Origin of the sequence: Solidesulfovibrio carbinoliphilus subsp. oakridgensis, assembly GCF_000177215.2 — a bacterium.
GTDB classification, from domain to species: domain Bacteria; phylum Desulfobacterota; class Desulfovibrionia; order Desulfovibrionales; family Desulfovibrionaceae; genus Solidesulfovibrio; species Solidesulfovibrio carbinoliphilus.
The window spans coordinates 864198-886533 of sequence record NZ_CM001368.1; the positions used below are offsets into that span (position 1 = coordinate 864198).

At 66.5% G+C, this 22336-nt stretch carries 28 protein-coding genes; 5 read left to right on the top strand and 23 right to left on the bottom strand.

Translation table 11 applies throughout. The features are described 5' to 3' along the window. Positions 1-147 precede the first annotated feature (147 nt). The 4 genes from DFW101_RS03760 to DFW101_RS03775 all read right to left on the bottom strand — a co-directional run bounded on the left by DFW101_RS03760 (position 148) and on the right by DFW101_RS03775 (position 2548). On the bottom strand, positions 148-453 hold the full coding sequence (locus DFW101_RS03760) for a YggT family protein (protein ID WP_009108354.1): 306 nt from the start codon (positions 451-453) through the stop codon (positions 148-150). 196 nt (positions 454-649) lie between these two features. Further along, positions 650-1318: an HAD family hydrolase gene (locus DFW101_RS03765; protein WP_009180198.1), complete on the bottom strand. Its 669-nt coding sequence runs from the start codon at positions 1316-1318 to the stop codon at positions 650-652. Between the two features lie 10 nt (positions 1319-1328). After that, entirely contained in the window at positions 1329-2141 is an 813-nt protein-coding gene (locus DFW101_RS03770; RefSeq protein ID WP_009180199.1) for a hypothetical protein, read from the bottom strand. Between the two features lie 23 nt (positions 2142-2164). Beyond that, positions 2165-2548: a hypothetical protein gene (locus DFW101_RS03775; RefSeq protein ID WP_232286142.1), complete on the bottom strand. Its 384-nt coding sequence runs from the start codon at positions 2546-2548 to the stop codon at positions 2165-2167. Positions 2549-2623: 75 nt separating this feature from the next. Between DFW101_RS03775 and DFW101_RS03780 the strand changes: the two genes are divergently transcribed. Further along, positions 2624-2821, top strand: a complete 198-nt coding sequence (locus tag DFW101_RS03780; protein WP_009108358.1) for a twin-arginine translocase TatA/TatE family subunit — start codon at positions 2624-2626, stop codon at positions 2819-2821. A gap of 52 nt (positions 2822-2873) precedes the next feature. Here DFW101_RS03780 and DFW101_RS03785 read toward each other — a convergent pair whose 3' ends face one another. From DFW101_RS03785 to DFW101_RS03875, 19 genes are all read right to left on the bottom strand, one after another. Then, positions 2874-4022 carry an N-acetylmuramoyl-L-alanine amidase gene (locus DFW101_RS03785; protein WP_009180201.1) on the bottom strand — a complete coding sequence of 383 codons (1149 nt, stop codon included), beginning with the start codon at positions 4020-4022 and terminating at the stop codon, positions 2874-2876. Beyond that, the gene (gene miaA / locus DFW101_RS03790) at positions 4019-4945 is read right to left on the bottom strand and encodes a tRNA (adenosine(37)-N6)-dimethylallyltransferase MiaA (RefSeq protein ID WP_009180202.1); all 927 of its coding nucleotides are present in this window, start codon (positions 4943-4945) and stop codon (positions 4019-4021) included. Before miaA ends, DFW101_RS03785 begins: the two co-directional genes overlap by 4 nt. A gap of 2 nt (positions 4946-4947) precedes the next feature. Beyond that, positions 4948-5463 carry a pantetheine-phosphate adenylyltransferase gene (coaD, locus tag DFW101_RS03795; protein WP_009180203.1) on the bottom strand — a complete coding sequence of 172 codons (516 nt, stop codon included), beginning with the start codon at positions 5461-5463 and terminating at the stop codon, positions 4948-4950. After that, a complete protein-coding gene (rsmD, locus tag DFW101_RS03800) occupies positions 5409-6011 on the bottom strand; it encodes a 16S rRNA (guanine(966)-N(2))-methyltransferase RsmD (protein WP_043643161.1) in 603 nt (200 codons plus the stop codon). Before rsmD ends, coaD begins: the two co-directional genes overlap by 55 nt. A gap of 2 nt (positions 6012-6013) precedes the next feature. Further along, entirely contained in the window at positions 6014-7075 is a 1062-nt protein-coding gene (locus DFW101_RS03805; RefSeq protein ID WP_009180205.1) for an acyltransferase family protein, read from the bottom strand. 18 nt (positions 7076-7093) lie between these two features. After that, the gene (gene fusA / locus DFW101_RS03810; RefSeq protein ID WP_009180206.1) at positions 7094-9145 is read right to left on the bottom strand and encodes an elongation factor G; all 2052 of its coding nucleotides are present in this window, start codon (positions 9143-9145) and stop codon (positions 7094-7096) included. A gap of 41 nt (positions 9146-9186) precedes the next feature. Beyond that, entirely contained in the window at positions 9187-10104 is a 918-nt protein-coding gene (locus tag DFW101_RS03815) for a hypothetical protein (protein ID WP_009180207.1), read from the bottom strand. A 58-nt stretch (positions 10105-10162) separates the two neighbouring features. Further along, on the bottom strand, positions 10163-10900 hold the full coding sequence (locus tag DFW101_RS03820) for an outer membrane protein assembly factor BamD (RefSeq protein ID WP_009180208.1): 738 nt from the start codon (positions 10898-10900) through the stop codon (positions 10163-10165). 192 nt (positions 10901-11092) lie between these two features. Beyond that, positions 11093-12022 carry a thioredoxin-disulfide reductase gene (gene trxB, locus DFW101_RS03825; protein WP_009108367.1) on the bottom strand — a complete coding sequence of 310 codons (930 nt, stop codon included), beginning with the start codon at positions 12020-12022 and terminating at the stop codon, positions 11093-11095. A 3-nt stretch (positions 12023-12025) separates the two neighbouring features. Further along, positions 12026-12346 carry a thioredoxin gene (trxA, locus tag DFW101_RS03830; protein ID WP_009108368.1) on the bottom strand — a complete coding sequence of 107 codons (321 nt, stop codon included), beginning with the start codon at positions 12344-12346 and terminating at the stop codon, positions 12026-12028. A 125-nt stretch (positions 12347-12471) separates the two neighbouring features. Next, positions 12472-13587, bottom strand: coding sequence for a tRNA (adenosine(37)-N6)-threonylcarbamoyltransferase complex transferase subunit TsaD (gene tsaD / locus DFW101_RS03835; protein WP_009180209.1), 1116 nt, complete (start codon positions 13585-13587; stop codon positions 12472-12474). Positions 13588-13593: 6 nt separating this feature from the next. Continuing rightward, positions 13594-14607 carry a class 1 fructose-bisphosphatase gene (gene fbp / locus DFW101_RS03840; RefSeq protein WP_009180210.1) on the bottom strand — a complete coding sequence of 338 codons (1014 nt, stop codon included), beginning with the start codon at positions 14605-14607 and terminating at the stop codon, positions 13594-13596. A gap of 179 nt (positions 14608-14786) precedes the next feature. Next, positions 14787-15644, bottom strand: a complete 858-nt coding sequence (locus tag DFW101_RS03845; RefSeq protein ID WP_009180211.1) for a hypothetical protein — start codon at positions 15642-15644, stop codon at positions 14787-14789. A 65-nt stretch (positions 15645-15709) separates the two neighbouring features. Beyond that, positions 15710-16708: a tetratricopeptide repeat protein gene (locus DFW101_RS03850; protein WP_009180212.1), complete on the bottom strand. Its 999-nt coding sequence runs from the start codon at positions 16706-16708 to the stop codon at positions 15710-15712. Continuing rightward, positions 16698-17030 (bottom strand): FtsB family cell division protein, encoded by a 333-nt coding sequence (locus DFW101_RS03855; protein ID WP_009180213.1) that lies wholly within the window; start codon positions 17028-17030, stop codon positions 16698-16700. Before DFW101_RS03855 ends, DFW101_RS03850 begins: the two co-directional genes overlap by 11 nt. A 1-nt stretch (position 17031) precedes the next feature. Then, a complete protein-coding gene (locus tag DFW101_RS03860; protein ID WP_009180214.1) occupies positions 17032-17391 on the bottom strand; it encodes a hypothetical protein in 360 nt (119 codons plus the stop codon). A gap of 42 nt (positions 17392-17433) precedes the next feature. Beyond that, on the bottom strand, positions 17434-17991 hold the full coding sequence (gene pgsA, locus DFW101_RS03865; RefSeq protein WP_009180215.1) for a CDP-diacylglycerol--glycerol-3-phosphate 3-phosphatidyltransferase: 558 nt from the start codon (positions 17989-17991) through the stop codon (positions 17434-17436). A 186-nt stretch (positions 17992-18177) separates the two neighbouring features. Beyond that, positions 18178-19071, bottom strand: a complete 894-nt coding sequence (locus tag DFW101_RS03870) for an Mrp/NBP35 family ATP-binding protein (protein WP_009180216.1) — start codon at positions 19069-19071, stop codon at positions 18178-18180. A gap of 25 nt (positions 19072-19096) precedes the next feature. Continuing rightward, positions 19097-19756 carry a protein-L-isoaspartate(D-aspartate) O-methyltransferase gene (locus DFW101_RS03875; protein WP_009180217.1) on the bottom strand — a complete coding sequence of 220 codons (660 nt, stop codon included), beginning with the start codon at positions 19754-19756 and terminating at the stop codon, positions 19097-19099. A 149-nt stretch (positions 19757-19905) separates the two neighbouring features. Here DFW101_RS03875 and DFW101_RS03880 point away from each other — a divergent pair, with 149 nt between their 5' ends. The 4 genes from DFW101_RS03880 to DFW101_RS03895 all read left to right on the top strand — a co-directional run bounded on the left by DFW101_RS03880 (position 19906) and on the right by DFW101_RS03895 (position 22322). Further along, a complete protein-coding gene (locus DFW101_RS03880) occupies positions 19906-20370 on the top strand; it encodes a CBS domain-containing protein (protein ID WP_009180218.1) in 465 nt (154 codons plus the stop codon). A gap of 238 nt (positions 20371-20608) precedes the next feature. Then, positions 20609-21076, top strand: a complete 468-nt coding sequence (locus DFW101_RS03885) for a cytochrome c3 family protein (protein ID WP_009180219.1) — start codon at positions 20609-20611, stop codon at positions 21074-21076. Between the two features lie 149 nt (positions 21077-21225). Beyond that, positions 21226-21627, top strand: a complete 402-nt coding sequence (locus DFW101_RS03890) for a VOC family protein (protein WP_009180220.1) — start codon at positions 21226-21228, stop codon at positions 21625-21627. Continuing rightward, complete coding sequence (locus DFW101_RS03895; RefSeq protein ID WP_009180221.1) at positions 21627-22322, top strand: cyclase family protein; 696 nt, start codon at positions 21627-21629, stop codon at positions 22320-22322. The genes DFW101_RS03890 and DFW101_RS03895 overlap by 1 nt, the downstream gene beginning before the upstream one ends. Positions 22323-22336 lie beyond the last annotated feature (14 nt).

Genomic DNA, 22336 nt, shown 5'->3' on the forward strand with positions numbered 1-22336 from the left:
AGGCATATGGCGAATTTCCGTTCGGATGGGAGAAGGTTATCGCGGATCACGGCAACCGGGCCTGCGCTTGGGGCGGCGTCTCACATCCCGCCGGTTGTGCGTCCTTTCGGGCAAGGGCTCGGCCATAGGCGGTCCGCGACGCTCCGGTTACAGGTGTCCCATGCCGCCCAGGCGCAAAAGCGTCGGCACCAGGAACCACTGCAGAAACTGGATGGCCAAAATTACCACAATGGGGGAAAGGTCGAAGCCCCCGATCGTCAGGAACGGCAACCACCGCCGGACCCGGTAGAACACCGGATCGGTCATGGCCCGCAGGAACCGGACGACGGGATTATAGGGATCGGGCCGCACCCAGGACATCAGGGCGGCAATGATGATGATCCAGAAATACAGGGAGAGGACGATGTCCAGGACCCTGGCCAGCGCGACAAAAAAATATCCAATGATATCCATGTATTTTCCTTTGGCAGAAGACGACCAAGCAACCGCGCTTGAGCCGAAAAATGGCACAGCGACTGGTTTTAATCAAGATAATTCGAGGCCTGGCCCGCCCGTCCGGCAGAGTCGGCCCCCGGCCTTTTGACGAAAAGCGGACGGGCCGGGCTATTTCCGATTCCCGTCCGTCCCGGGCCTCCGGCCTCCCCCCCCGCTACGTCCCGGCTGCTTCCGGGGCCAGGCACCGGCGCAGGCTGTGGAAGTCCGGGAGGTACATGGCGGCCAGGAGCCCCGGGTTTTTGTACGACCAGAACTCGATACCGGCCGCCCTGGCCGACCGCTCGTCCAGGGCCGAATCCCCGATGTAGGCCACATCGGCCTTGGGGAGATCCCAGGCGGCCAGAATGGTGAGCACGCCTTCGGGATCGGGTTTGGGGCGCTTGAGGCTGCCGGCGCTGACCACGGGACTGAAATAGTTGTCGATCTCGAAATGACGCAAAAGCCGTTCCACGGTGTTGGTCCGGTTGGTGTGGACCGCCATGCGGATGCCCCGGCCGGCCAGGACGTCGAGCAGTTCGACCAGGCCGTCTTCCAGGAAGATATAGGGAAAGATGTCGTCGTAATCGAGATTTCGCCGGACGGTGTCCGCTTCCTCCAGCCGGTCGGCCGGGATGATGCGGGCCAGGCACTCGGTGACCGAATGCATGTGCACGTAGTCTTCCTCTTCCGGAGTGATGGGCAGCATGCCGAGCCCTTCGCGGATGAGGTTGTAGTACATGCGGTTGGCGTCGCGGGAATCCACCAGCACGCCGTCGCAGTCGAAGATGACGCCCTTGACCCGGCCGAGGAAATCCGGGGGCGAAAGGGGGTTGCAGACGTACACCGTCGCCTCCTTAGGGTTTGGGGATCACGATCGGCCGGGGCGCGTCGAGCCAGGGCGCGTCGGGATCGGGACGGGTCTTGCCGAGTGTCCGCCAGCCGGTGGCGCAAGCGGCCAGAAGCGGCCTCTCCGGCCGGCCGTCCGGGAACCAGCCGGCCAGCTCCGGGGCGGAGGGTTCGGCAAACGGCAGGCCGGCGTCGAGCAGGGTCGCGGCCATGTCCGGATCCACCACGAAAAGCCCTGCCCCCTCCGGGGCGACGGCCCAGAATGGGGACAGGACCTGTCGCCAGGGCGGCCGGAATTCGTCGGCCAGGGCGGCCGCCGGCAACATGTCCCCGACGCCGGCCAGGGCCGTGGCCAGTTCCTCGTCCGAATCGTCGTCGCCAAGGCCCAGGCTTTCGGCCATGGCCGTGGCGAACCGCACGTCCAGTTCGCCCGTGCCGGCGAGCTCCAGGAGGCTTTCCTCGACCATGTAGGCCAGGCACAGGGCCAGCTGGGCGCTTTTCGCCCGTCTGGCGCCCACCCGCTCGGGGTGTTCCTGGTCGGCGAAGGCCTCGCGCACGGCAAAGGAGGTGTCGGCGAAAAAGTGGCCGCCCGAGGCTCCGGCCAAGAGCGCCAGGTCTTTGGGGTTTTTGACTTCCCGGCGCAAGCGGTCGAACCCGCGGAGCATTCCGGCCAGTTCGTCGCCGATAAGCGGCAGGCCTTCCGGCCGCAGCCAGGGGCCGGCACCGGAATCGGCCAGGCCGGGATCGAGAAACCGCACGCCCGGGACAAGGCCGTGGGACAGGGCCGGGTGGAGGCTCGGGAAATACAGCAGGCCATGCATGGGAAAACCGTCCTTGCGAAAGCTTACCCCTGGCGCGAAAAAAAACGGCCGCACCGGCCGGGACAGGCGGGCAGGGCCAGCAGGCACAACTCGCCTGCCGCATGGGCGCAATCAGGGAAGGACGTCGTACCACCGGGCAGGTAATCCTGACAATTGCCTTCTTTGGCCAAGGTGGCCGGGAAACGGGCCTGCCAGACCCGTCCGGCCTCCTCTTCGCCAAGGCCCAGGTTCTCGGCCCGAAGCAGAAAGTCGTCAAAGGCCCGGCCCAGGCGGTGCACCACCACGCACACGAAGCCCTCCTCCAGGCCGGGATTCACGTGTTCCGCATACAGGCAGCGGCCGGCCAGGAAATGGCGGCAACCCTGGCCGGAGAGCCGGGTCAGCCAGGCCGGCACGGCCTGTCCCAAGGGCCCGGGCCCCTTCCTTGACCTGCTCCCAGGCCGCGTGTATAGCCTCGGCCAACCCATTCGCGGAGGCATGTCATGTTTGGACTCGGATTTCCGGAGCTTATCATCATTCTGGTCATCGTGCTCGTCATGTTTGGAGCCAACAAGCTTCCCGAGATCGGTGCCGGCATGGGCAAGGCCATCAAGAACTTCAAGAAAGCCACGACCGAACCCGACGAAATCGACGTCACCCCGGGCAAGCAGCCCAAGGACGATTCGCCGGACAAGAACTAGGCCCAGGCCCAGCCGATCGCAAGGCCCCGTCGGGATTCCCGGCGGGGCTTTTTCATGGGCCAGGCTTGCCTGGCTCCCGGACCACGGCCAACAGGGCGTCGGCCAGGGCCTTGGCCAGGGCCTGGCGTTTTTCCGGCACGGCGAGCAGCGCGGCGTTGCCGGTGTTGGAGAGAAAGCCGGCCTCGACCAGGATCGCCGGGGCATCGGCCTCGGCCAGCAGGCGGAAGGGACCGGCCCCGACGCCCCGCAGGGGCAAGGGCGAACCGGCCGGCCAGGACTTGGCCAGAACCGCGGCCAGGGCCGCCGCCCGGACGGTGTGCCCGGTTCCTGCCGCCTGCCGCACCGCCCTGGCGAAATACTCCTGCCCTCCCCGCCCCAGGTCCGCGACATGGCGGCCGGAGGCCATGCTTTCCGCCTTGGCCGCCGCCCCGGCCAGGGCATCTGTCGGCGTCCGGGCGAAGGTATGGAAGGACACGCCGGCCACGACGGGCTCGGTGGTCAGCCGCGTGGCGTGCACGGACAACAGCAGGTCCGCGCCGTAATACCCGGCCAGGGCGGCCCGGGCCCAGCCCGGCAGGGCCACATCCGCCGTCCGGGTGAGCGAGACGGCCGGTCCGTCCGGAATGGCGGCCAGGAGCCGGGCCAGCCGCAGGGCCAGGTCCAGGGCCACGTCGGCCTCGCGCAAGCCTTCCCCTGGCGCGCCGCTGTCCGCGCCGCCATGGCCGGGGTCGATGAGCAGGCGAAAGGGCCCGTCCCAGCGGGGGGGGGCGTTTCGGGCGAGAAGCGCCTGGCGCTCGGCCCGGGCCTCTCCGGCCAGGGCCGAGGATCGCCGGGGCGGCGTCTCCCGGCTTTTTGCGCCCGAGGCCGGCTGCGGAAACTGGCTGATGGTTTCGACCATGATCCGGGACAGGGTGTCCTCGGGATTAAGCCGCACGGCCGCGGTGAAATGATGGAGCGCCTGCCGGGCGTCGCCCTGCTGGAAATAGGCCCGGCCGAGCAGGGCCTCCACCCGGTCGTTTCGGGGATCCTTGGCCTGGGCCTCGAGCAGGATGGGCAGGGCCTTGGCCGGATTGCCGTCGTTCAGGGCGTCCTGGCCCTGGTTGGCCAGTTCGTCGGCCGAATCAGCCAAAAGAAGGGCTGGCCGGCCGGCCAGGGCCAGTCCGGCCAGCCCGAGAAAGGCAAGGGCGTTGCGACGGTTCATGAACGCCCTCCCCCATGCCAGGCGACGACGGCCGCGGCCATGCCGGCGTGGTCGTCCGGGGCGAACCAGACCACGTCCGGTTCCTTGCGAAACCAGGTCTCCTGGCGCTTGGCATAGGCCCGGGTGTTGGAGAGCCAGGCGGATTTTGCCGCCGCAAGCGGCCTGGCCCCGGACAGGAAGGCGGCCAGCTCCGGGCCGCCGATGCCGGAAAGTCCCGGGGCGTCGGCCGGATACCGGGCCAGGGCGGCGCGCACCTCGTCCACGGCTCCGCCTGCCGCCATGGCCTCGATGCGGTTGGCCAGATGGCGGGCCAGGACGTTTCGCGGCAGGGCCAAGCCGATTTTGAAGATATCGTAGTCTGGCGCCTCGGGATCGCCCTCGGCGTGCCAGGAGGTGAGCGTCCGGCCCGTGGCCGCCCAGACTTCCAGGGCCCGGGTCACGCGCTGGCGGTCGGCCGGATTGATCCTCGCGGCCGCGTCCGGATCGACAGCCACCAGGCGTGCGTGGGCGACGGACGGCCCTGCGGCATCGTATTCCCTGGCCACGGCCGTGCGGACCTCGGGCGGCACCGGCGGAATCGGGGCCAAGCCGCCGAGGATGGCCCGGAAATAGAGGCCCGTGCCACCGACGAGCAGCGGCAGGAGACCCCGTTCGGCAATGGAGCCGATGACCAGCCTGGCCCGTTTGGCGAAGTCCCCGGCGCAGACCGGCCGGTCGAGGGGCGTGTCACCGTAGAGGAAATGGGGGCAGCGGTCCTGTTCGGCCGGCGTCGGCTGGGCCGTCAGCACGGCCAAGCCCTGGTAGACCTGCCTGGAATCGACGTTGACCACTGCCCCGCCAAAGGCCTCGGCCAGACGGAGCGCGGCCTCGGTCTTGCCCGTGCCCGTGGCCCCAAGGAGACAGACGACCCGTGTGGCGGCCATTCTCAGCCTTCCTTGCCGGGGCCGGCCTGGCCGTATTTTTCGAGCATCCGCTCGCGGACCGATTCCGGGACCATGCCGCGTATCTCCCCGCCGTGCTTGGCCACTTCCTTGACGATGGTGGAGCTGATGTAGAGCCACTTGTAGTCGGTCATGATAAAGACGGTCTCGATGGTCCGGTCGAGCTTCCTGTTCATGAGCGCCATCTGGAACTCGAATTCGAAGTCGGACACGGCCCGCATGCCGCGAAGGATGACGTTGGCCTGCCTGGCCTTGACGTAGTTGACGAGCAGCCCGGAAAATCCTTCCACCAGCACCCGCTCGTCATGGGCGAAGACGCCCTCGGCAATGGCCACCCGCTCCTCCAGGGAGAAAAGCGGCGTCTTGTGGGAGTCGCCGGCCACGGCCACAATCACTGTGCCGAAGATCTTGGCCGCCCGGCGCACCAGGGAGACATGCCCGTTGGTCAGGGGGTCGAAGGTTCCGGGGTAGACGGCGAAGCAGGAAGGATTGGTGTCCATAGAATGATCCTCGTTTGACCGTAAAGCCGGTCGGTCAGGCACTCGAGGGTGTCGGGCACGGCCGTGTCGGGCAGGTCGGCACCGGCCTCGATTTCCGCCACGATGACGCCGCCGGGCGCGAGCAGCCCGTTGGCGACGAGCCCGGCCAGGGTCGGCGGCAAAAGCCCAAGGCCATACGGCGGGTCGATGGCCACCAGGTCAAAGGTCTGGCCGGCGAGCCGTGGCAGGGCCCGGGCCACGTCGGCCTCGACGACCTTGGCCTCGTCCGGCGCCAGGCCCAGGCCGCGCAGGTTTTCCCGCAGTACCCGGGCCACGGCCGGGTGCTTCTCGACAAAAAGGGCTTGCGATGCTCCGCGCGACAGGGCCTCGATGCCGACACTGCCGGCCCCGGCGAAAAGATCGAGCACCCGGGCCCCGGGAGCCAGTGCCCCCCGGGCGGCCAGCATGGAAAAGAGCGCCTCGCGCACCCGGCCTGTGGCCGGACGCAGGCCTTGCGATTCAATGACCTTGATGCGGCGTCCGCCGAACCGGCCGCCGATAATGCGCATGCTCATCGGGGCAGCCTCGATCCCGTGACCAGGGCGTAGGCGGTCGGAACGAACCGGATGCACAACCGGGCCAGTCCCGTACACAGGGCAAAGGTCACCAAGAGCAAGAGCAGCATATACGCGATGCCGTCCGCCGTGCCCGAGGGGTGGAACAAAAACCGCGTCCCGTAGATCAGGTAGGACAGCACCGGTTCATGGGTCAGGTACACGAAAAAGGAGACGCCGGACAGGCCGAGAAGGAGCTTCGAGCGGCCAAGCCACGAATAGCCCGTGAGGAGCCACAAGGCAAAAGTCCCGCAAATAAGCGTGTTGCGATAAAGCAGATGATAAAGCGGCGCAAACCCATAGTGGAATTCCACATGGGCCGTGGCCAGGGCCATGACCCCGTACAGGGCGGCCACCGACACGGTCAGGCGCCTGGCGGCATCGAGATCGGCCCGGGTCCGGGACAGCAGGCAGCCGGCGTAGAAAAAAAACAGGCCGCTCAGTTCCACGGGCAGGCCGGCCTGGGGAACGAACATCCAGATGGCCCAGAAAAGGGGGAGCCCGAGCAGAGGAATCTCTTCGGACACTACGTAAAAGACCGGGGCCAGCAGGAAATAGACATACAGGTCGCGCAGGAACCAGAGGGTGTAGACGGCCGGGAAACGGTAGACGCCAAGCAGGTATTTGGCGATCCCGTCCGCGCGCAGGTCGTTTATGTCGCCGATGTAGGGGACCTTGTTGAAAAGGAGGATGAGCGCGATGGTGAGGGCGTTGAAAAACAGGTACGGCAGCAGGATGGTCTTGGTTTTTTTGACCACCATCCGGCCGTAGGCCGCAGCCGTGGGCTTGTAGGTCAGGTAGAAGAGATACCCGGAAATACTGAAGAAGACGGGTACGCACAACCGGTAGAGGTTGTGGTTGACCAGGGCCAGCCAGGCCCGAAGGCCATCCGGAACCACGGCGTAATAGGCCTGCACCCCTTTTTCGACGTGCACGCCGATGATGAAGGCCACGAGGAGTGTGCGCAGCACGTCGAAACGGCGGGATATATCCGGAGAAACCAAGGCGCGTGTGGACATGGGACCGTCGGTTCGCGGCTACTGCAGCAGGTCGAATTTGGAAAAACGCATGGTGAGCCCGGCCCGGCCCTGGGTGGCCGAACGCAGGTCCGTGGAAAAGCCGAACATCTGGCGAAGGGGGGCGAGCGCGGTCACGACCTTCTGGCCGGCCCGGTCGAACATGTTTTCGATCTTGGCCCCCTTGGAGCCCAGAAGCCCGGCCACGTCGCCGACGAAGGCGTCCGGCACCCCGATCTCGAGTTCCATGATCGGTTCGAGGAGCGCCGGTCTCGCGTCGGCCAGGGCGGCTTTGAGGGCCATGCTCGCGGCCATGCGGCAGCCGACCGGCGTGGTTTTGCCCTCGGCCGGGAAAATGCCCGTCACCCGCACCCGGACGTCCTGGACGGGATAACCCCGCAACGGCCCGCTTTGCAGGCCGTCCTCCAGACCCTCGGTCACGGCCTGGATCCAGGCCGGCGGATAGGTCTGGGCGTCGATTTCAAACATGATCTCCCGACCGGCCTCCCGGGGCAACGGCGACACGGCGAGCCCCACTTTTCCGTGGTGGACCCGGTCGCCGAGCTCGCGGTCGAATTCGCCCTCCCCGGCTCCGGGCCCGGTGACCGTCTCCAGGTAAACCACCTGCGGCTTGCCGGCCCGGGGCGCCACGCCGTATTCCCGGCGGGCCCGTTCGAGCACCACGTCGAGATGGAGCTCGCCCATGCCGGAGAGGATCAACTGCTCCGTGTCCGGGTCTTCGATGAGGGTCAGGGTGGAGTCCTCCTGGAGGAGCTTGTCGAGGGCTTCCTTGAGTTTCTCGGCCTCTTCCGCGTTTCGGGGTTCGAGGGCCAGGCTTATGACCGGCTTGTACCCGGTGATGGATTCGAGAAGGATAGGATCGGCCCTGGCGCAGAGCGTGTCGCCGGTCATGGCGCTTTTAAGGCCGGCCACGGCCACGATTTCGCCCGGCCCCACCACTTCGGCCTTTTCCCGGTGTCCGGCGTGTAGGTGAAAAAGCCGGGACGGCTTCTCCACCACGTCGCGGGTGGCGTTGTAGACGTCCTTGCCGGCTTCCAGGCGGCCGGAATAGACCCGGGCGAAGACCTGCTTGCGGCCGGTCTCCATGCTGACCTTGAAGACCAGGGCGGAAAGCGGCGCGCCGGCGTCGGGCTCGAAACGCTTTTCCGCCTTGGTGTCCGGGTCGAGGCCGGCCACCGCCCCACGGTCCAGCGGACTCGGCAGAAAGGCCAGGACCCCGTCCAGCAGCGGCTGGACGCCGATGTTCTTGAGGGCCGAAGCGGCAAAGACCGGCACGATGTCGTGGGCCAGGGTGGCGGCGCGAAGCCCGGCCACGAGAAGGGCCGGATCGATGTCGCCGCCGGAAAGATAGGCTTCCATGAGGGTTTCGTCGTATTCGCAGGCCGCTTCCACGAGCCGTTCGCGCCAGGGCGCGGCGTAGGCGGCCTCGTCTTCGGAAAGGGGGCGGCGCAGGACCTCTTCCCCCTGGCTTTTCGGGTCGAAATCCAGGCGCTCCATGGCGAGCAGGTCGACCAGCCCGGCGAGGTCGGCTCCCTGGCCAAGCGGAATGGTCACAGCCACGGGATTGGCCGCAAGCTTCTCGCGCATGGCGGCGAGCGTTCCTTCGAAGTCCGCGCCCAGGCGGTCGAGCTTGTTGACGCAGGCCAGCTTCGGCACGCCATAGGCCACCGACTGCCGCCAGACCGTCTCGGACTGGGGCTCGACCCCGGACACGGCGCAAAAAACGCCGACCGCCCCGTCAAGGACCCGCAGCGACCGCTGGACCTCCATGGTGAAGTCCACGTGGCCCGGGGTGTCGATGATGTTGACCGTATGGCCTTTCCAGGCGCAGGTGGTGCAGGCCGAGGTGATGGTGATGCCCCGCTCCTGCTCTTCGGGCATGAAGTCCATGGTGGCCGTGCCGTCGTGGACTTCGCCCATGCGGTGGATCTTGCCGGTGAAAAAAAGGATGCGCTCGGTCAAGGTGGTCTTGCCGGCGTCGATGTGGGCGATGATGCCGATGTTGCGAAGGCTTGGCAGCCTGCCCTTCCCGCTCCCCTTCTTGGCGCTCATGAACGCTCCGATCCGTGTTGCTGCGGTTGCGGCGAAGGATGTCACCCGGCGTCGGGACCGTCCGGTCCGGTCGCAGCCGGCCCCTCGGCCAGGGCGGCGACATGCCGGCGTCGGAAGACTTCGGGCGAAAGCTCGGGCCAAAGCCAGAACGTTTCCCGGCCGGGCCCAAGGGCCAGGGGGGCCGCGTCCATGGCCTGGGGGAGCATTGCTTCGCCGGTGTAGACGGCATCGTAGCCCAGTGCGGCGGCTTCGGCCAGAGTGGTGCCCGAGGCGGCGTAAAACGGCTCGTTTTCGGCCGCATCGGCCTCGCCGTGGACGAAAAACGCCATGTCCGGGTGGGCAAAGGCCAGGGCCTCGCGGTCAAAGGTCGCGTCCGGGCCGGGAAAGAGGCCGACCCGCCCGGCCGTGTGCGCCGCGAGGACCCGGAGCCGGCCGACGGCCGGCGGCGGGGAAACGCCGTCCAGGCAGACCACCGCGCCGTGGCCTGTGGCCGCCAGGGCCGGCCACAGGCCGGCCAGGGAACGGCTCCCCAGGCGGCAGGCGGTCTCCACGCCGCAAAGTTCCAGGGCGACGAGGAGTTCCCTCGGCCAGCGGTCGCCGACACGCACGGCCGCGACCTGGGGCACCCGGGCGCACAGGGCCGGCACCACCGCCGCCGCCAGTCTCGCCGGCGAGGCGAAGGACCGGCCGCACAGGACAACCACGAAATCCAGGGGAACGTCCAGACGGGTCAGGCCAAGGTCATGGCCAAGGCCGGCGGACCAGCGGCGAAAGCGCGGCATGGGGCCGCCGCAGGCGGCATAGACGGCGGCCAGGCCGGTCTTTGCCAGGGAACGCTCCCGGTCCGAAACCCGGGCATAGGCCGCGGCAAAGGCCGCGTCCGCCATCCTGCCCCGCTCCATGGCCTCGGGCCAGCCGCCGGCTGCGTCCGGAATGTCGTACTCCGTGTCCATGTTCATGAATATCGGCGCCATAAACGCGAGCGGGGCGGACGGCCGCCCCGCTCGCGCCTGGTCCTTACAGCCAGCGTTTGGCCCAGTTGCGCCAACTGCCTTCGATCTTTCGCCGTTCGGTCTCGGTCAGGGTCTTCTGGTATTCGAGGTAGGACAGCTCGGCCCGCAGCTTCGAGTATTCGAGAACTTCCTCGAGGTCTTTGAAGTTCTCGGCCGTGTACATGTAGCGTTTCCAGGCCGCGCCGAACTGGTCGGTGCGCCAGTAGAAATCGGCCACAAAGAGTTCATGTTCGGCCAGCCGCTTGCGGCAGCGTCGGATGTACTCCGCCGCCTCCTTGCCGTAGTCGGTGTCCGGGAAGGTCTGCTCCAGGAGGTAGAAATACTGGAGGGCTTCCTGCAGGTTGCCTTGCGGCATGTCGATGGACTCGGAACGTTTGAAGTTGGACACGCCGATCTGGTAGAGGACGTAGGGAATTTCTTCGCTTCGCGGATGGACCGACTCGAATTCCTTGTAGGTTTCCGCGGCCGGACCGTAATCCTCGGTCAGGAAGTAGGCGTCGGCCAGGGCGACCGTGCCCATCGGCGTGTAGGGGCTGAACGGATAGCGGTCCTTGAGCTTCATGAAGTAGCCGATGGCTCCGTAGTAGTCCTTTTCGGACATGGCCTGGCGACCGGATTCATACAGCTCCTGGGCGGTATCCTCGGGAGGAGGCAGAAAATAATAGTCCATGAGCCCGGCACAGCCGCCAAGGAAGAGCAGCAGGCAGGAGAGAGGCAGAAAACGGCGCAACATCGCATTCATGATTGGTTCCCGGATATGGCCCGGTCCCGGCCGGGCGCCATGCGTCGGACGCGGCAACGCCCCAAGGCGGCAACCGGTCAGGCGTTTTGATGCGCGTCCTCTTACCAGATGGGGCAAGGGCGCACAATGGAAAAAACCGAACCCGTCCGGCCGCCTTCGCCCCGTGGCCCGGCGGTCGATCGGGTCCGGCGGTCAGCCTTGCGAGAAGCGCGAACTGAGATAGGCGTAGGCGGCATGGGCGGCGCAGGCGCCGTCGCCGACAGCCGTGGTCACCTGCCGGCAGGATTTCGAACGGATATCCCCGGCCGCGAAGATGCCCTCGATGTTCGTGCGCATTTCCGCGTCGGTTTTGATAAATCCCTGTCCGTCCCGGTCCAGGCCCGCGGGGTAGAAGTCGCCCTGGGGCTCGAACCCGACAAAGACAAAGACGCCGTCCACGGGCAGGACATGGCAGTCGCCGCTTTTGACGTCGCGGACCTCGATCCCGGTGACGCTGTCCGCGCCCGTGATGGAGCACACCACGGTCGAACGCAGGATCTCGATGACCGGACTCACGGAGCACCGGTCCTGGTAGCATTTCTGCCCCCGGAAATCGTCGCGCCGGTGGATGAGGTAGAGCTTTTTGACCAGCCGGGACAGGTACAGGGATTCTTCCAGGGCGGCGTTGCCGCCGCCGATGACGGCCACGGTCTGGCCCCGGAAAAAGTTCCCGTCGCAAAGGGCGCAGTAGGACACGCCCTTGCCCACGAGCTCCTGCTCGCCGGGAATCCCCACCCGCTTGTACCGGGCGCCCGTGGCCAGGACCACGGCCGTGGCCTCGACGGTCTCGCCCGCCACGTTGACGCGGTGGACGCCGTCTGCGGACTCGATGGCCCGCACCTCGTCGCCGATCCGGTCCACGGCGTAGTGTCCGAGGTGCGCGGCCATGAGGTCGGCCAGTTTCCAGCCCTCGATGCCTTCCGGGAAGCCGGGATAGTTCTCGATCAGATGCGTCATGAGCATCTGTCCGCCCGGAGACAGCTTTTCCACCAGGGCCACGGACACGTCGGACCGAGCCAGATAGAGAGCGGCCGTCATGCCGGCCGGGCCGCCCCCGATCACGACGGCGTCATAGCGTTTCATGAATCAGAGCGCCTTTTGAGAGATCATTTCCTTGATGCTGCTTTTGGAGACCGCACCGGTGATCTGTTCCACCACTTCGCCGCCCTTGAACAGGATCAGCGTGGGGATGGCGCGGATGCCGTACTTGCTCGGGGTGCTCGGGTTCTCGTCCACGTTCATTTTGGCCACCTTGACCTGGCCGGTGTACTCGTTGGCCAGTTCGTCGATGACCGGCCCCATGGCCCGGCACGGCCCGCACCAGGGAGCCCAGAAGTCCACCAGGACCGGCAGGTCGCACTGCAAGGCTTCGGCCTCGAAATTCGCGTCGCTCAGTTGAATGGCCATGGTTGCTACTCCTTTTTGTGGCTTGGCCGGCCGCCCGAGGGGGTGGCCGGGGTTTCTTCGCGTTTGGAAACCTCGGGCGGGAAGCGCGTGCCCGCGCCTCTTGCGCAGTCCCTAATTGTGCGAACCTATTGCGGCTTGGACCGCCTGTCAACCGATCCCCGGCCAAGAGGCGGGCCTGCCTGGTAATCCCACGGCACCTTGCGCCCGCGCGGCACGGCGTCGAGGGCCAGGTCGTGGGTCAGGCCGGCCCGGCCGAGAAGACAGCCGGCGGCCGCGATCATGGTGGCGTTGTCCGCGCAAAGGGCCGGCTCGGGCAGAAAGCACGGCAGGCCGCGACGCGCGCCCAGGGCTTCCAACATGGCCCGGATGCGGCTGTTGGCCGCCACCCCGCCGGCCGCCAGGATCGAGACCGCCGGCACGTCGAGGCCGTCCAGGGCCCGCTCCATCTTGACGCGGAGCGTGTCGGCCACGGCGAAATTGAGCGAGGAACAAACCCGGCGCAGATCCAGGGGCCAGGCTGCGGCATCGACGGGCCCGTCCGGCGCCGGCATGACGGCCAGACGGAGGCCGGGGTGTCTGGCGACATGGGTGGCGACGGCGGTTTTAAGGCCGCTGAAGCTGAAATCGAGGTGCGTGTTTTCCAGATTGGGCCGGGGAAAAAGGGCGCGGTCCGGCTCGATCCCCGCCCCGAGCCGGTCGACGAAGACCCCGCCGGGATAGGGCAGGTTCAGCGACTTGGCCGCCTTGTCAAAGGCCTCGCCCGCGGCGTCGTCCACGGTGCGGCCAAGGACCGTCAGGTCCAGGGGGGACCGCAGGAGCACGATCTGGGTGTGTCCGCCCGAAACCAGGAGCCCGAGCGCCGGATAGGCCACCTCGCGGCCAAGCGTCGCGGCCAAGAGATGGGCGTGGAGGTGGTCCACGCCGATGAGAGGCTTGCCGGCGGCCAGGGCCAAGCCCTTGGCCACGGCCAGGCCGATGAGAAGACTGCCGAGGAGTCCCGGCCCCCGGGCCACGGCCACGGCGTCCACGTCGGCCAGGCCAAGGCCCGCCTCCCGAAAAAGCGCGTCCAGAAGCGGCCCCATGCGGCGCAAATGCTCCCGCGAGGCCAATTCCGGCACCACCCCGCCGAAAAGCGCGTGCAGCTTGATCTGGGAAGCCAGTTTTTCAAGGAGGGGACGGCCGTCGTCGCAAAGGGCCACGGCCGTCTCGTCGCAGGAGGTCTCGATGCCAAGGCAGAGCATCGGGCCTCAGGACTGGCGGGCCTTGGCGTAGATTTCCTCCACCATGGCCACGTCGTTTTTGCTGCCGATGAAAAGCGGCACGCGCTGATGGAGCTCTTCCGGCTCGATGGACAGGATGTCGCGCACACCGTCGCTTCCGGCGCCGCCCGCCTGGGCCGCGACAAAGGACAGAGGCGAGGCCTCGCACAGCAGCCGCAACTTGCCCTTGGGCTTTTTGGGGTCCCGGTGGTCGGCGGGATAGAGGAAAATGCCGCCGTAAAGGAGGTTGCGGTGGAAATCCGCCACCAGCGACCCGATGTAGCGGCCGCCGTAGGGCTGGCCGCGCCTGTTGTCCGACCCCTTGAAGTACCGGACGATCTCCCGGGTCGGCTCGTCCCAGTAGTCCCAGTAGGCCTCGTTGACCGAATAGATCCGGCCGGTTTCCGGGGTCTTGATGTTGGGGTGGGAGAGCAGGAATTCGCCCACGCTCGGGTCGAGGGTGAAGCCGTGGACGCCCCGGCCCGTGGTGTACACCATCATGGTGGAGGTGCCGTACAGGAAATAGCCGGCCGCCACCTGCTCGGAGCCGCGCTGGAGCAGATCGCACAGCTTGTCGCCGGTGCAGCCTTCCTTGGTGCGGTAGATGGAGAAGATGGTGCCCACGTTGACGTTGGCGTCGATGTTCGACGACCCGTCGAGGGGGTCGAAGATAAGAAAATAGTCGCCCTTGGGGAACTGGTCCGGAATGAGGACCAGATCGGCGTTTTCCTCGGAGGCGATGGCGCAAAGGACGCCGGCCCGTTCCATGCGGTGGATGAGGACCATGTTGGCATAGTCGTCGAGCTTTTGGACCTGCTCGCCCTGGACGTTGATTTCGCCGGTAAATCCGAGGACATCGACCAGCCCGGCCTTGTTGACTTCCCGGGAGATGATCTTGGCCGCCAGGATGAGTTCGTTCAGAAGCCGGGTGAACCGGCCCGTGGCCATAGGCGATTCTTTTTGGTGCAAAAGCAGATGCTCGATAACGGTGACTTGGGGCATGTGTCGTTCCTCCCGCCGTCGATGGCGGTCCGGGCGATGGGTGGCCGCGCCGGACAGCGTTTTCATGCGGCTGTCGGTCCTTTTACAATGGCCGGGAACTTCCCACAAGATTTTCCAGGGGTTGGCGCGGACAAAAAAAGCCGGCGGCCCAGCCGCCGGCTTTTCGGGCAGTCGGGAATCTAGGGATTGGGCGTAGCGGCCGGGGACACGTCCGCGGGGGACGGCTCCGGGGTCGGGACCGGCGCGGCCTTCGGCGGTTCGGGCTTTTTGGCCCGGGCCTCGCGCACGTCGGTCAGGTAGACCAGTTCGAGCTGGCCGAGGTAGCGGGCCTGCCAGACGTACTGGCCGCCGCCGGAGGCCACCTCGCCCTGGACTCCGCCCTTGAGCATCTCGGCCCACTTGAGGCCGGAGAGGGCCTCGCCCTGCCCGCTTCCGCCCGGCCAGACCAGGCCGTCGGTGGAAAGGACCACCAGGGCGTCGGGCTCCGGCGAGAACCGGACCAGGTTTCTGGGATCGAAGAAGGCGACCACCAGGCCGGCCCACTCGTTCTCCTTGAAATAGGGCGCCGCGACCAGGACCACGGTGCCGAATTCGTCGGTCTTCACCTGGGCGCCCATCTTGCGGGTCTTGTAGCGGTCGGCGAATTCGAGCAGGCCGCTGAAATCGAGCGGCCGCAGGGAGGCGGTCGGCGCCTGGGACACCACCGCGCCGGAGGTGTCGATGACGGCCACGCCGGAAAGCCAGTCGTGGCTGGAGAGCAGCTGTTGGGCCCAGTCGCTTTCCGGCGGCGTGTCCTGGCTGCCAATGACGCGCAAAAGGCCCATGAGGCGCTCGTCAACCGGCATGAGGAGCGAGGCCAGCCGTTGCAGACCCTTGTCGCTTATGCCCTGTTCGCTGAAATCGATGGTCGGGTCGGTATTGATGTAGGACCGGTACAGCTTTTTGGTGTCGCGCCAGGACGTCTTCATCGTGCCGCAGCCGCTTAAAATGACAAGGCAACCAAGGGCCGCAAGGGCCGCGCTCACAGTGCGTTTCAAGACCGTTTCCTCTCGATGTTCCAGATTATGGGCTCGGGCCGCCAGTGGCGGTATCGATCGCGGAATCAGGCCCCGGCCCGGCTTTCCAGGCGTCCGGCCAACGCTTCCAGGAGGCTGACGAGTTTGGCCGCACCCTTGGGTTTCGGGGCAACGGCCGGGGGGGCGTCGCCTTCTTCAAGGTCGGATTCCGGCTGTCCGGCGGACAGGTCCGCGGCCGGGGCCCCGCCCGGCGACAGGGAGGCGAGCATGCGCTCCAATTCCTGGCGCTCGGGACCGGGCGCGGTGGCGGCCAAAAGCTCGGTATAGATGTCGCGGGCTGCGTCCGTCTCGCCCTGCCCGGCCAGGAGCGCGGCCATGGTCTTGGTGCGGACTCCGGCTTCCCGGGGCTTGGCCGGCCGGGGCCGGGCCTTTTCCCGGCTCTCCTCGGGCACGTCCAGAAGGTCGGCCAGTTCCAGAACCTCCCGTGCGCCGCGCAAGGGCGGCGCTTCCCCGGCCTCCCGGCGGTCCGGAGCCGGATCCTGGGGCCTGGGGACGGGGGGCGCAAGGGGGGCCGGAGCGACCGGGGCCGTCTCGACCTTGGGCGTAGCCTGGTTCGCGTCGTCAGGCGGCGAGGCCGACGTCGCGGCAGCCTTGCCGGCAAGGTCCGGCGTGCCGGGAGCCCCCTGGCGAAGGCTGCGCAGCCCCCGCTCCATGACGTCGGCCCAGGTCAGGGTTTCGTTCTGGAAATAGTTGGCCAGAAAAAGCATGGCCAGGGCCGGGTCCGTGGACCGGGACGCGGCCTCCCGGGACCACAGGAGCCAGACCGAGGGATAGCGGGCGAGCATGGTGCCGACGTCGCCGAAGACCGCGTCCGCCTCCCCGGCCCGCCCGAGGCGGGTCAGCAGTTCGATCAGGAGGAACTTGGCTTCCAGGTGGTCGGGATGAAAGGCGATGCCCCGGGCGAGAACCGTGGCGGCCTCGTCGTGGCGGCCTTCCTCATGAAGCTGCCTGGCCAGGGGGAAGAAAACCTTGGAATTGGGCTCAATCTCCAGGACTTCCCGGTAGATATCGATTTTACTGACCATCGGCCCTTTTTCCTTCCTTGTCCGTATCCTTTGGGGCGGGGGCATCCTTGGGAAACTGGTAAAGGATTTCGTTTTCCTTCAGATAGTTCATCTGGGAGCGGGCCATTTTTTCGGTGAAGGCCCGGTCGGTCTTCAACCAGCGGATTTCCTGGCTGAGGTCCAGGGAGTGGTCGTTGACCCCCTCCAGGCGCTGCCTGAGCTGTTCGTGCCGGGCTTTCAGCTCGAGATAGGCGAAAATGCCGTTGTCGCTCCAGATGAGATTGTAGAGCAGGAAAATATTGAAGAAGATCAGACCTGTCAGGAGAAACCGTCGCCAGATCATGTCATTGCACGACGTATTTTTTCAGGCGTTTGTATTCGTTTTGCTCGAGCGGCTCCTTGAGTTCCTTCAGGAAATTCTCGGTGGCCGCCTCGATGCGGGCCACGTCCTGTTCCTGGACCTCGATCTCCTCGACGTGGGACAGAAACATCTTGAGGATGTTGAAGTCGCGAAGGAGATAATGGCCGAACTGGAGCCTTTCGAGATCCGGTTCGAGTTCGAGGATGGTGTGCAGGCAGTTTTCGATGCGGGCGGACAGGTTCTCGTCAGGCAAAAGCCTGCCCCTGCCGTTCCCCTTGCCGCTCGCCGGCCGCCCGGATCGGACCCGGCGTCTGGCCAGTTTGGAGATGTTTTTGGCTTTCATGGCACCTTGTGTGCGTTTCACTGTGGGTTTCGCCGGCCGCGCTCACCGGGTGGGGGCGCCTGTCCACATCGCTTTTTTCCCGAACCCATAAAAGTAATTGGCCCCGGATACAAGGGTCAAAACCAGGGCGACATATAATAAGACGCGGCCAAGCGGGTTCGGATCCAGCCCGTACCAGGGGAAATGCAGGACCAGCGGACACAGTGCCACCATCTGCAGAATGGTCTTGAGCTTGCCGAACCGGTCGGCACTGATGACCACGCCGTGGTCCACGGCGATGGCCCGAAGCCCGGTCACGGCGATTTCCCGGCCGATGATAAGCACGCACACCCAGGCCTCCACCCAGCCAAGGCTCGTCAACATGATCAAAAGCGAGCTGATAAGAAGCTTGTCGGCCAGGGGGTCGAGGAACTTGCCAAGCGTGGTGACGAGGTTGCGCCGCCTGGCCACGACGCCGTCCACGATGTCGGTGACCGAGGCGGCGATGAAAAGGAGCATGGCCGCAAGACAGGTCCCGCGGCCGGGAAAGTAGAGCAGCACCACCAGGATGGGCACCGTTGCGATGCGGGCCAGGGTCAGGTTGTTGGCGAGATTGAACATGGGGAGAAACCTTTCGGGTTGCGGCATGCAGGCAGGCACTTAAAGCAATCCCCCGCCGGCGTAAAGCCTCAAGCCGCCGGACGGGTCCGCAGGAGCGTTCGGCCTCCGGCGGTCCAGGCCCGGCGGCCGCCTGACGGCGGAGGCGAATTATCAAGACATTCTTGTGGTTTGGCCGGTTTGAAGCGCTCAGGGACAGGGCGAGGCGGCCGCTTCGAGGCTCGACCGGCAGGCGGCGGCAATGGCCGCGGCCAGATTGACGAACGCCTGCCTGGCCGGAAAATCCCCGTCCAGCTGGACCACGGGCCGGCCCAGATCCCCGGCCACCACCGTGGCCGGATCAAGGGGCACGGCCCCGAGGAATTCCAGGCCAAAGGCCCGGGCCATCTCCTCGCCGCCGCCTTTTTTGAACAGTTCGATTTCCGTGTGGCAGTGGGGGCAGACCAGCCCGCTCATGTTTTCCACCACCCCAAGGATGTTGGCGTTGGCGTACTGGAGAAAATTGACGGTTTTCCGCACGTCTGCCAGGGAGATCTCCTGGGGCGTGGTCACGAGCACGCACAGGGCATCGCGCACGGTCTTGAGAATGGTCAGGTGCTCGTCGCCCGTGCCCGGTGGGGAATCGATGACCAGGTAGTCGAGTTCGCCCCAGTCCACGTCGGCCAGGAACTGGCGGATGGCCGTGGTCTTCATGGGACCGCGCCACAGCACCGCCTGGTCCGGGTCGCCAAGGAGCGACTGCATGGAGACCACCAGCAGGTTCTCGCCGAAACGCTTGGGCGCGATGGCCGCCCCCCTTCCCGCCTCCATGGCTCCGGTGATGCCGAGCATGCGCGTCACACTCGGCCCGTGCAGGTCCACGTCCAGCAGGCCCACCCTGGCCCCGGCGTCGGCCAGGGCGCAAGCCACGTTGACCGCGACTGAGCTTTTCCCGACCCCCCCTTTGCCGCTCATGACAAAAAGCTTGTAGCGGATCTTCTCCAGGGCCGCCCCGAGCCGGCCGTCGCGGCCATCCCGGGCGCGGGCGCGCTCCGTGGCCTCTGGTCCGCCCGGGCAGGCGCGACAGGTCTTGATCTCCTCCATGCCCCTCCTCTCCTTGGCGTCCGGCCTACCAGCCGTGGGCCCCGACCAGGTCCACGAACATGACCCCGCCGAGTTCCTGCTCTTCGACGCGGCCGTTCTCCTTGCGGACCACGACCAGGGTCTGGCTGCGCCTTCCCGCCCCGACCGGGATGACCATGCGGCCGGGATCGGCGAGCTGGGCGCGCAAAGGATCCGGGATCTTCGGCCCGCCGGCCGTGACCAGGATGCGGTCGAAGGGGGCCTCTTCCGGCCAGCCGAGCGTGCCGTCGTCGAGCTTGAAACGGACCTTCAGGTAACGCAGCTCCTCCAGGCGCCGGCGGGCCTGGGCGTAGAGAGGGCGCACCCGTTCCACGGTGAAGACGTAGGCTCCGAGTTCGGCCAGGACCGCGGCCTGGTAGCCCGAACCGGTGCCGATCTCGAGCACCCGCATGCCCGGTGCCACGGCCAAAAGCTCGGTCATCCAGCCGACGACGTAGGGCTGGGAAATGGTCTGGCCGTGGCCAAGGGGCAGGGGATGGTCCTCGTAGGCCTGAGGGGTGAGCGCCTCTTCCACGAAAAGGTGCCGCGGCACCTTGCGCATGGCCCGCAGCACCTGGGGATCGGACACGCCCCGGGCCTCGATCTGCTCCCGGACCATGCGTTCGCGGCTGCGCCTGAAATCTATTTTTGGACCCGATCCGTTCATTGCCGCCCTTAGCCCGGGGCATTGCCCGGGCATGCCGCGCGTCAGCGCGATCTTCCTTGGAAAAAACAGAATTTTGGTTTCAAGTCAACGCCGGTCGCCTTGACAGCCGCGCTTTGGCAATGCGATTTTCCAGCCACCAGGAGGCATCCATGCTGACAACCCGAGACCTGATGACCGAGGATTTGATCGCCCTTCGCGACACCGACAGCCTGCTTGCGGCCAAGCGGGCCATGGAAGAGGCCCGCATCCGCCATCTGCCCGTCATCGACGCGGCCGGAGCCTTTGTCGGGCTCCTCACCCACCGCGACATCCTGGCCGCCTCCGTCTCCCGGCTGGCCGAGATCGACGTGGCCACCCAGGAGGACATCTATTCCGGCATTCCCATCGCCGAGGTCATGAAATCCGACGTGGCCCTCGCCTCGCCCGGCCTGCCCCTGCGCCAGGCGGCCGAGATCCTTTTGACCCAGAAATACGGCTGCCTGCCCGTGGTCGAGAGCGGCAAGCTCGTCGGCATCCTGACGGCTTCGGATTTCATCCGGCTAAGCCTTGACCTCATGGACGCGATGGAGGCCAGCGAAGCGGACGAGGACGCGTGCGGCTGCTCCGGTGACTAGATTTCACGAAGCTCCGCCGGGCGTGTTCCGGGGCGTCCGGTTCCGGCGCCTTTCGGGCCTCGCCGGCGGGGTGTGGAGAACAACGGTTTTTTGGGAAAATCTGTTGACTTCCGCCTTGTGAAATTTTACGCTTTTCTCTTGAATTACGGCGGCGAGGCTCAAGCCTGCGACTGCCGCCTGTGTATTCGCAGCGGCAAGGTCCATTCACCGTTTTTTGGAGCTTTAAGGAGGGAGTTGGATGCGTTCCAAGGTCATGCTTTCCACGTTGGTCGTTCTGGTGTTCACCCTGGCCATGGCCACGGCGGCCTTTAGCGAGGGCGGCAAGTTCAGCGAAATCGTCGACGCGAAGTCCACGCTGTGCTACCCCCTGGAACTCACGTTCAAGCGCCCGTCCGGGGTGCTGACCACAAGCTTTGTGCCGGTCAAGTTTTCCCATGGCCAGCATGCCAACATCGCCTGCACCACCTGCCACCACATGTGGGACGGCAAGGGCCCGGTCGAGGGATGCGCCACGGCCGGTTGCCACGACAATCTCAAGGAACGTCAGGAAGCCACTTCCTATTTCCGCGCCTTCCATGACAAAAATTCCGAAACCAGCTGCCTGGGCTGCCACATGAAGACCAACATCGTGCGCAAGGAAAAGGGCCAGAAGCCCCTTTCCGTGGCCCCCTGCTCCAACAACGGCTGCCACGTCGCCCAGAAGTAACGTCCGGCACCCTGACGCCGCCGAAAGCCCCCGCCCAAGCGGGGGCTTTTTTTGTGCCCGCCCCGTTGCCCCGGATCGGGAATGCCCGTATCAGGGAACGTGTCTTTCCCCCGCCAAAGCGCGGCAACCACTCGAGCAAGGAGGTCCATATGGCCGAGGATACGAGCAAACAGGGCGTTTTCAGCTGGAACGAACTGATGACCCGGGACGTCGCCGGGGCCAAGGCCTTTTACGGCGGCCTGCTCGGCTGGACTCTCGAAGACGCGCCCATGCCGGAGATGGGCATGACCTACACCCTGGCCAAGGTCGGCGACATTCCGGTCGGCGGCATCATGCCCATGCCGCCCGAGGTCGGTCCGGACATGCCGTCGGTGTGGGGGAGCTATGTCAATGTGGACGACGTGGATGCCGCGGCCCAAAAGGCCGTGGAACTCGGCGGCACGGTGTACAAGGAACCGACCGACATCCCGGGTGTCGGCCGGTTCTGCGTCATCGGCGACCCCCAGGGCGCGGTTCTGTCCCTGATCAAGTTTTTGCCGATGGGCGCGTGATGGCGGACGGGCGGGCGCCTGGCCTTCCCGCCGGCGGGGAGGCGGGCTGGTATGACATCTCCCTGCCCCTGACCGGGGCAACGGCGGCCGTGCCCGGCGACCCGCCCTTTCGCCGCCGCCTTTTCCTGCGCCACGAAACCGACGGTTGCGAGGCCGGAGCCTGGCGTCTGTCCGCCCACGCCGGGACGCACCTCGACTTTCCGGCCCATTTTTTCCCAAACGGCAAACGGGCCGGCGATTACCCGGCCGCCGCTTTCGTCCTGCCGGCCCTGGTCGTGGATTGCGGCCAGGCCTGGACCCTCGGCCCGGATGTCCTTTCCGGCCTCGAAACCGTGCCCGGCGAGGCCGTGCTCTTGCGCACCCGCAATTCCACGGAGCGGCTCTTTGCCGGGCCGGAATTTCCCGAAACCTTTGCCGCGGCCAACCCGGCCCTGGCCCTGGAACTGGTGCGGCGACAAGCCGGCCTGGTCGGCATCGACGGCTTAAGCATCGAGCCCCTGGCCGATCCGCTCTATCCTGTCCACAACATCCTTCTCGGCGCAGGCCTGCCCATCCTGGAGGGCCTTGTCCTGGCGGCCGTGCCGCCCGGCCGCCATACCCTGTCCTGCCTGCCGCTCGCCGTGCCCGAGGCCGAGGCCTCGCCGGTGCGGGCCATCCTGTTTCCCGCGTGCCTTCCCGGCGGCCGGCCGGCCTGATCGGCCAGAGCCCT

Bases quoted from the DNA above. Each gene is read 5' to 3' on its own strand.
- DFW101_RS03785 (WP_009180201.1), bottom strand. From the start codon at position 4,022: ATGAACCGTCGCAACGCCCTTGCCTTTCTCGGGCTGGCCGGACTGGCC.
- DFW101_RS03760 (WP_009108354.1), bottom strand. From the start codon at position 453: ATGGATATCATTGGATATTTTTTTGTCGCGCTGGCCAGGGTCCTGGAC.
- pgsA (WP_009180215.1), bottom strand. From the start codon at position 17,991: ATGTTCAATCTCGCCAACAACCTGACCCTGGCCCGCATCGCAACGGTG.
- DFW101_RS03875 (WP_009180217.1), bottom strand. From the start codon at position 19,756: ATGAACGGATCGGGTCCAAAAATAGATTTCAGGCGCAGCCGCGAACGC.
- DFW101_RS03770 (WP_009180199.1), bottom strand. From the start codon at position 2,141: ATGCATGGCCTGCTGTATTTCCCGAGCCTCCACCCGGCCCTGTCCCAC.
- DFW101_RS03885 (WP_009180219.1), top strand. From the start codon at position 20,609: ATGCGTTCCAAGGTCATGCTTTCCACGTTGGTCGTTCTGGTGTTCACC.
- coaD (WP_009180203.1), bottom strand. From the start codon at position 5,463: ATGGACACCAATCCTTCCTGCTTCGCCGTCTACCCCGGAACCTTCGAC.
- trxB (WP_009108367.1), bottom strand. From the start codon at position 12,022: ATGAAACGCTATGACGCCGTCGTGATCGGGGGCGGCCCGGCCGGCATG.
- DFW101_RS03895 (WP_009180221.1), top strand. From the start codon at position 21,627: ATGGCGGACGGGCGGGCGCCTGGCCTTCCCGCCGGCGGGGAGGCGGGC.
- DFW101_RS03820 (WP_009180208.1), bottom strand. From the start codon at position 10,900: ATGAATGCGATGTTGCGCCGTTTTCTGCCTCTCTCCTGCCTGCTGCTC.
- DFW101_RS03860 (WP_009180214.1), bottom strand. From the start codon at position 17,391: ATGAAAGCCAAAAACATCTCCAAACTGGCCAGACGCCGGGTCCGATCC.
- DFW101_RS03805 (WP_009180205.1), bottom strand. From the start codon at position 7,075: ATGTCCACACGCGCCTTGGTTTCTCCGGATATATCCCGCCGTTTCGAC.
- DFW101_RS03815 (WP_009180207.1), bottom strand. From the start codon at position 10,104: ATGAACATGGACACGGAGTACGACATTCCGGACGCAGCCGGCGGCTGG.
- miaA (WP_009180202.1), bottom strand. From the start codon at position 4,945: ATGGCCGCCACACGGGTCGTCTGTCTCCTTGGGGCCACGGGCACGGGC.
- tsaD (WP_009180209.1), bottom strand. From the start codon at position 13,587: ATGCTCTGCCTTGGCATCGAGACCTCCTGCGACGAGACGGCCGTGGCC.
- DFW101_RS03890 (WP_009180220.1), top strand. From the start codon at position 21,226: ATGGCCGAGGATACGAGCAAACAGGGCGTTTTCAGCTGGAACGAACTG.
- DFW101_RS03780 (WP_009108358.1), top strand. From the start codon at position 2,624: ATGTTTGGACTCGGATTTCCGGAGCTTATCATCATTCTGGTCATCGTG.
- fbp (WP_009180210.1), bottom strand. From the start codon at position 14,607: ATGCCCCAAGTCACCGTTATCGAGCATCTGCTTTTGCACCAAAAAGAA.
- DFW101_RS03880 (WP_009180218.1), top strand. From the start codon at position 19,906: ATGCTGACAACCCGAGACCTGATGACCGAGGATTTGATCGCCCTTCGC.
- trxA (WP_009108368.1), bottom strand. From the start codon at position 12,346: ATGGCCATTCAACTGAGCGACGCGAATTTCGAGGCCGAAGCCTTGCAG.
- DFW101_RS03850 (WP_009180212.1), bottom strand. From the start codon at position 16,708: ATGGTCAGTAAAATCGATATCTACCGGGAAGTCCTGGAGATTGAGCCC.
- rsmD (WP_043643161.1), bottom strand. From the start codon at position 6,011: ATGCGCATTATCGGCGGCCGGTTCGGCGGACGCCGCATCAAGGTCATT.
- fusA (WP_009180206.1), bottom strand. From the start codon at position 9,145: ATGAGCGCCAAGAAGGGGAGCGGGAAGGGCAGGCTGCCAAGCCTTCGC.
- DFW101_RS03870 (WP_009180216.1), bottom strand. From the start codon at position 19,071: ATGGAGGAGATCAAGACCTGTCGCGCCTGCCCGGGCGGACCAGAGGCC.
- DFW101_RS03855 (WP_009180213.1), bottom strand. From the start codon at position 17,030: ATGATCTGGCGACGGTTTCTCCTGACAGGTCTGATCTTCTTCAATATT.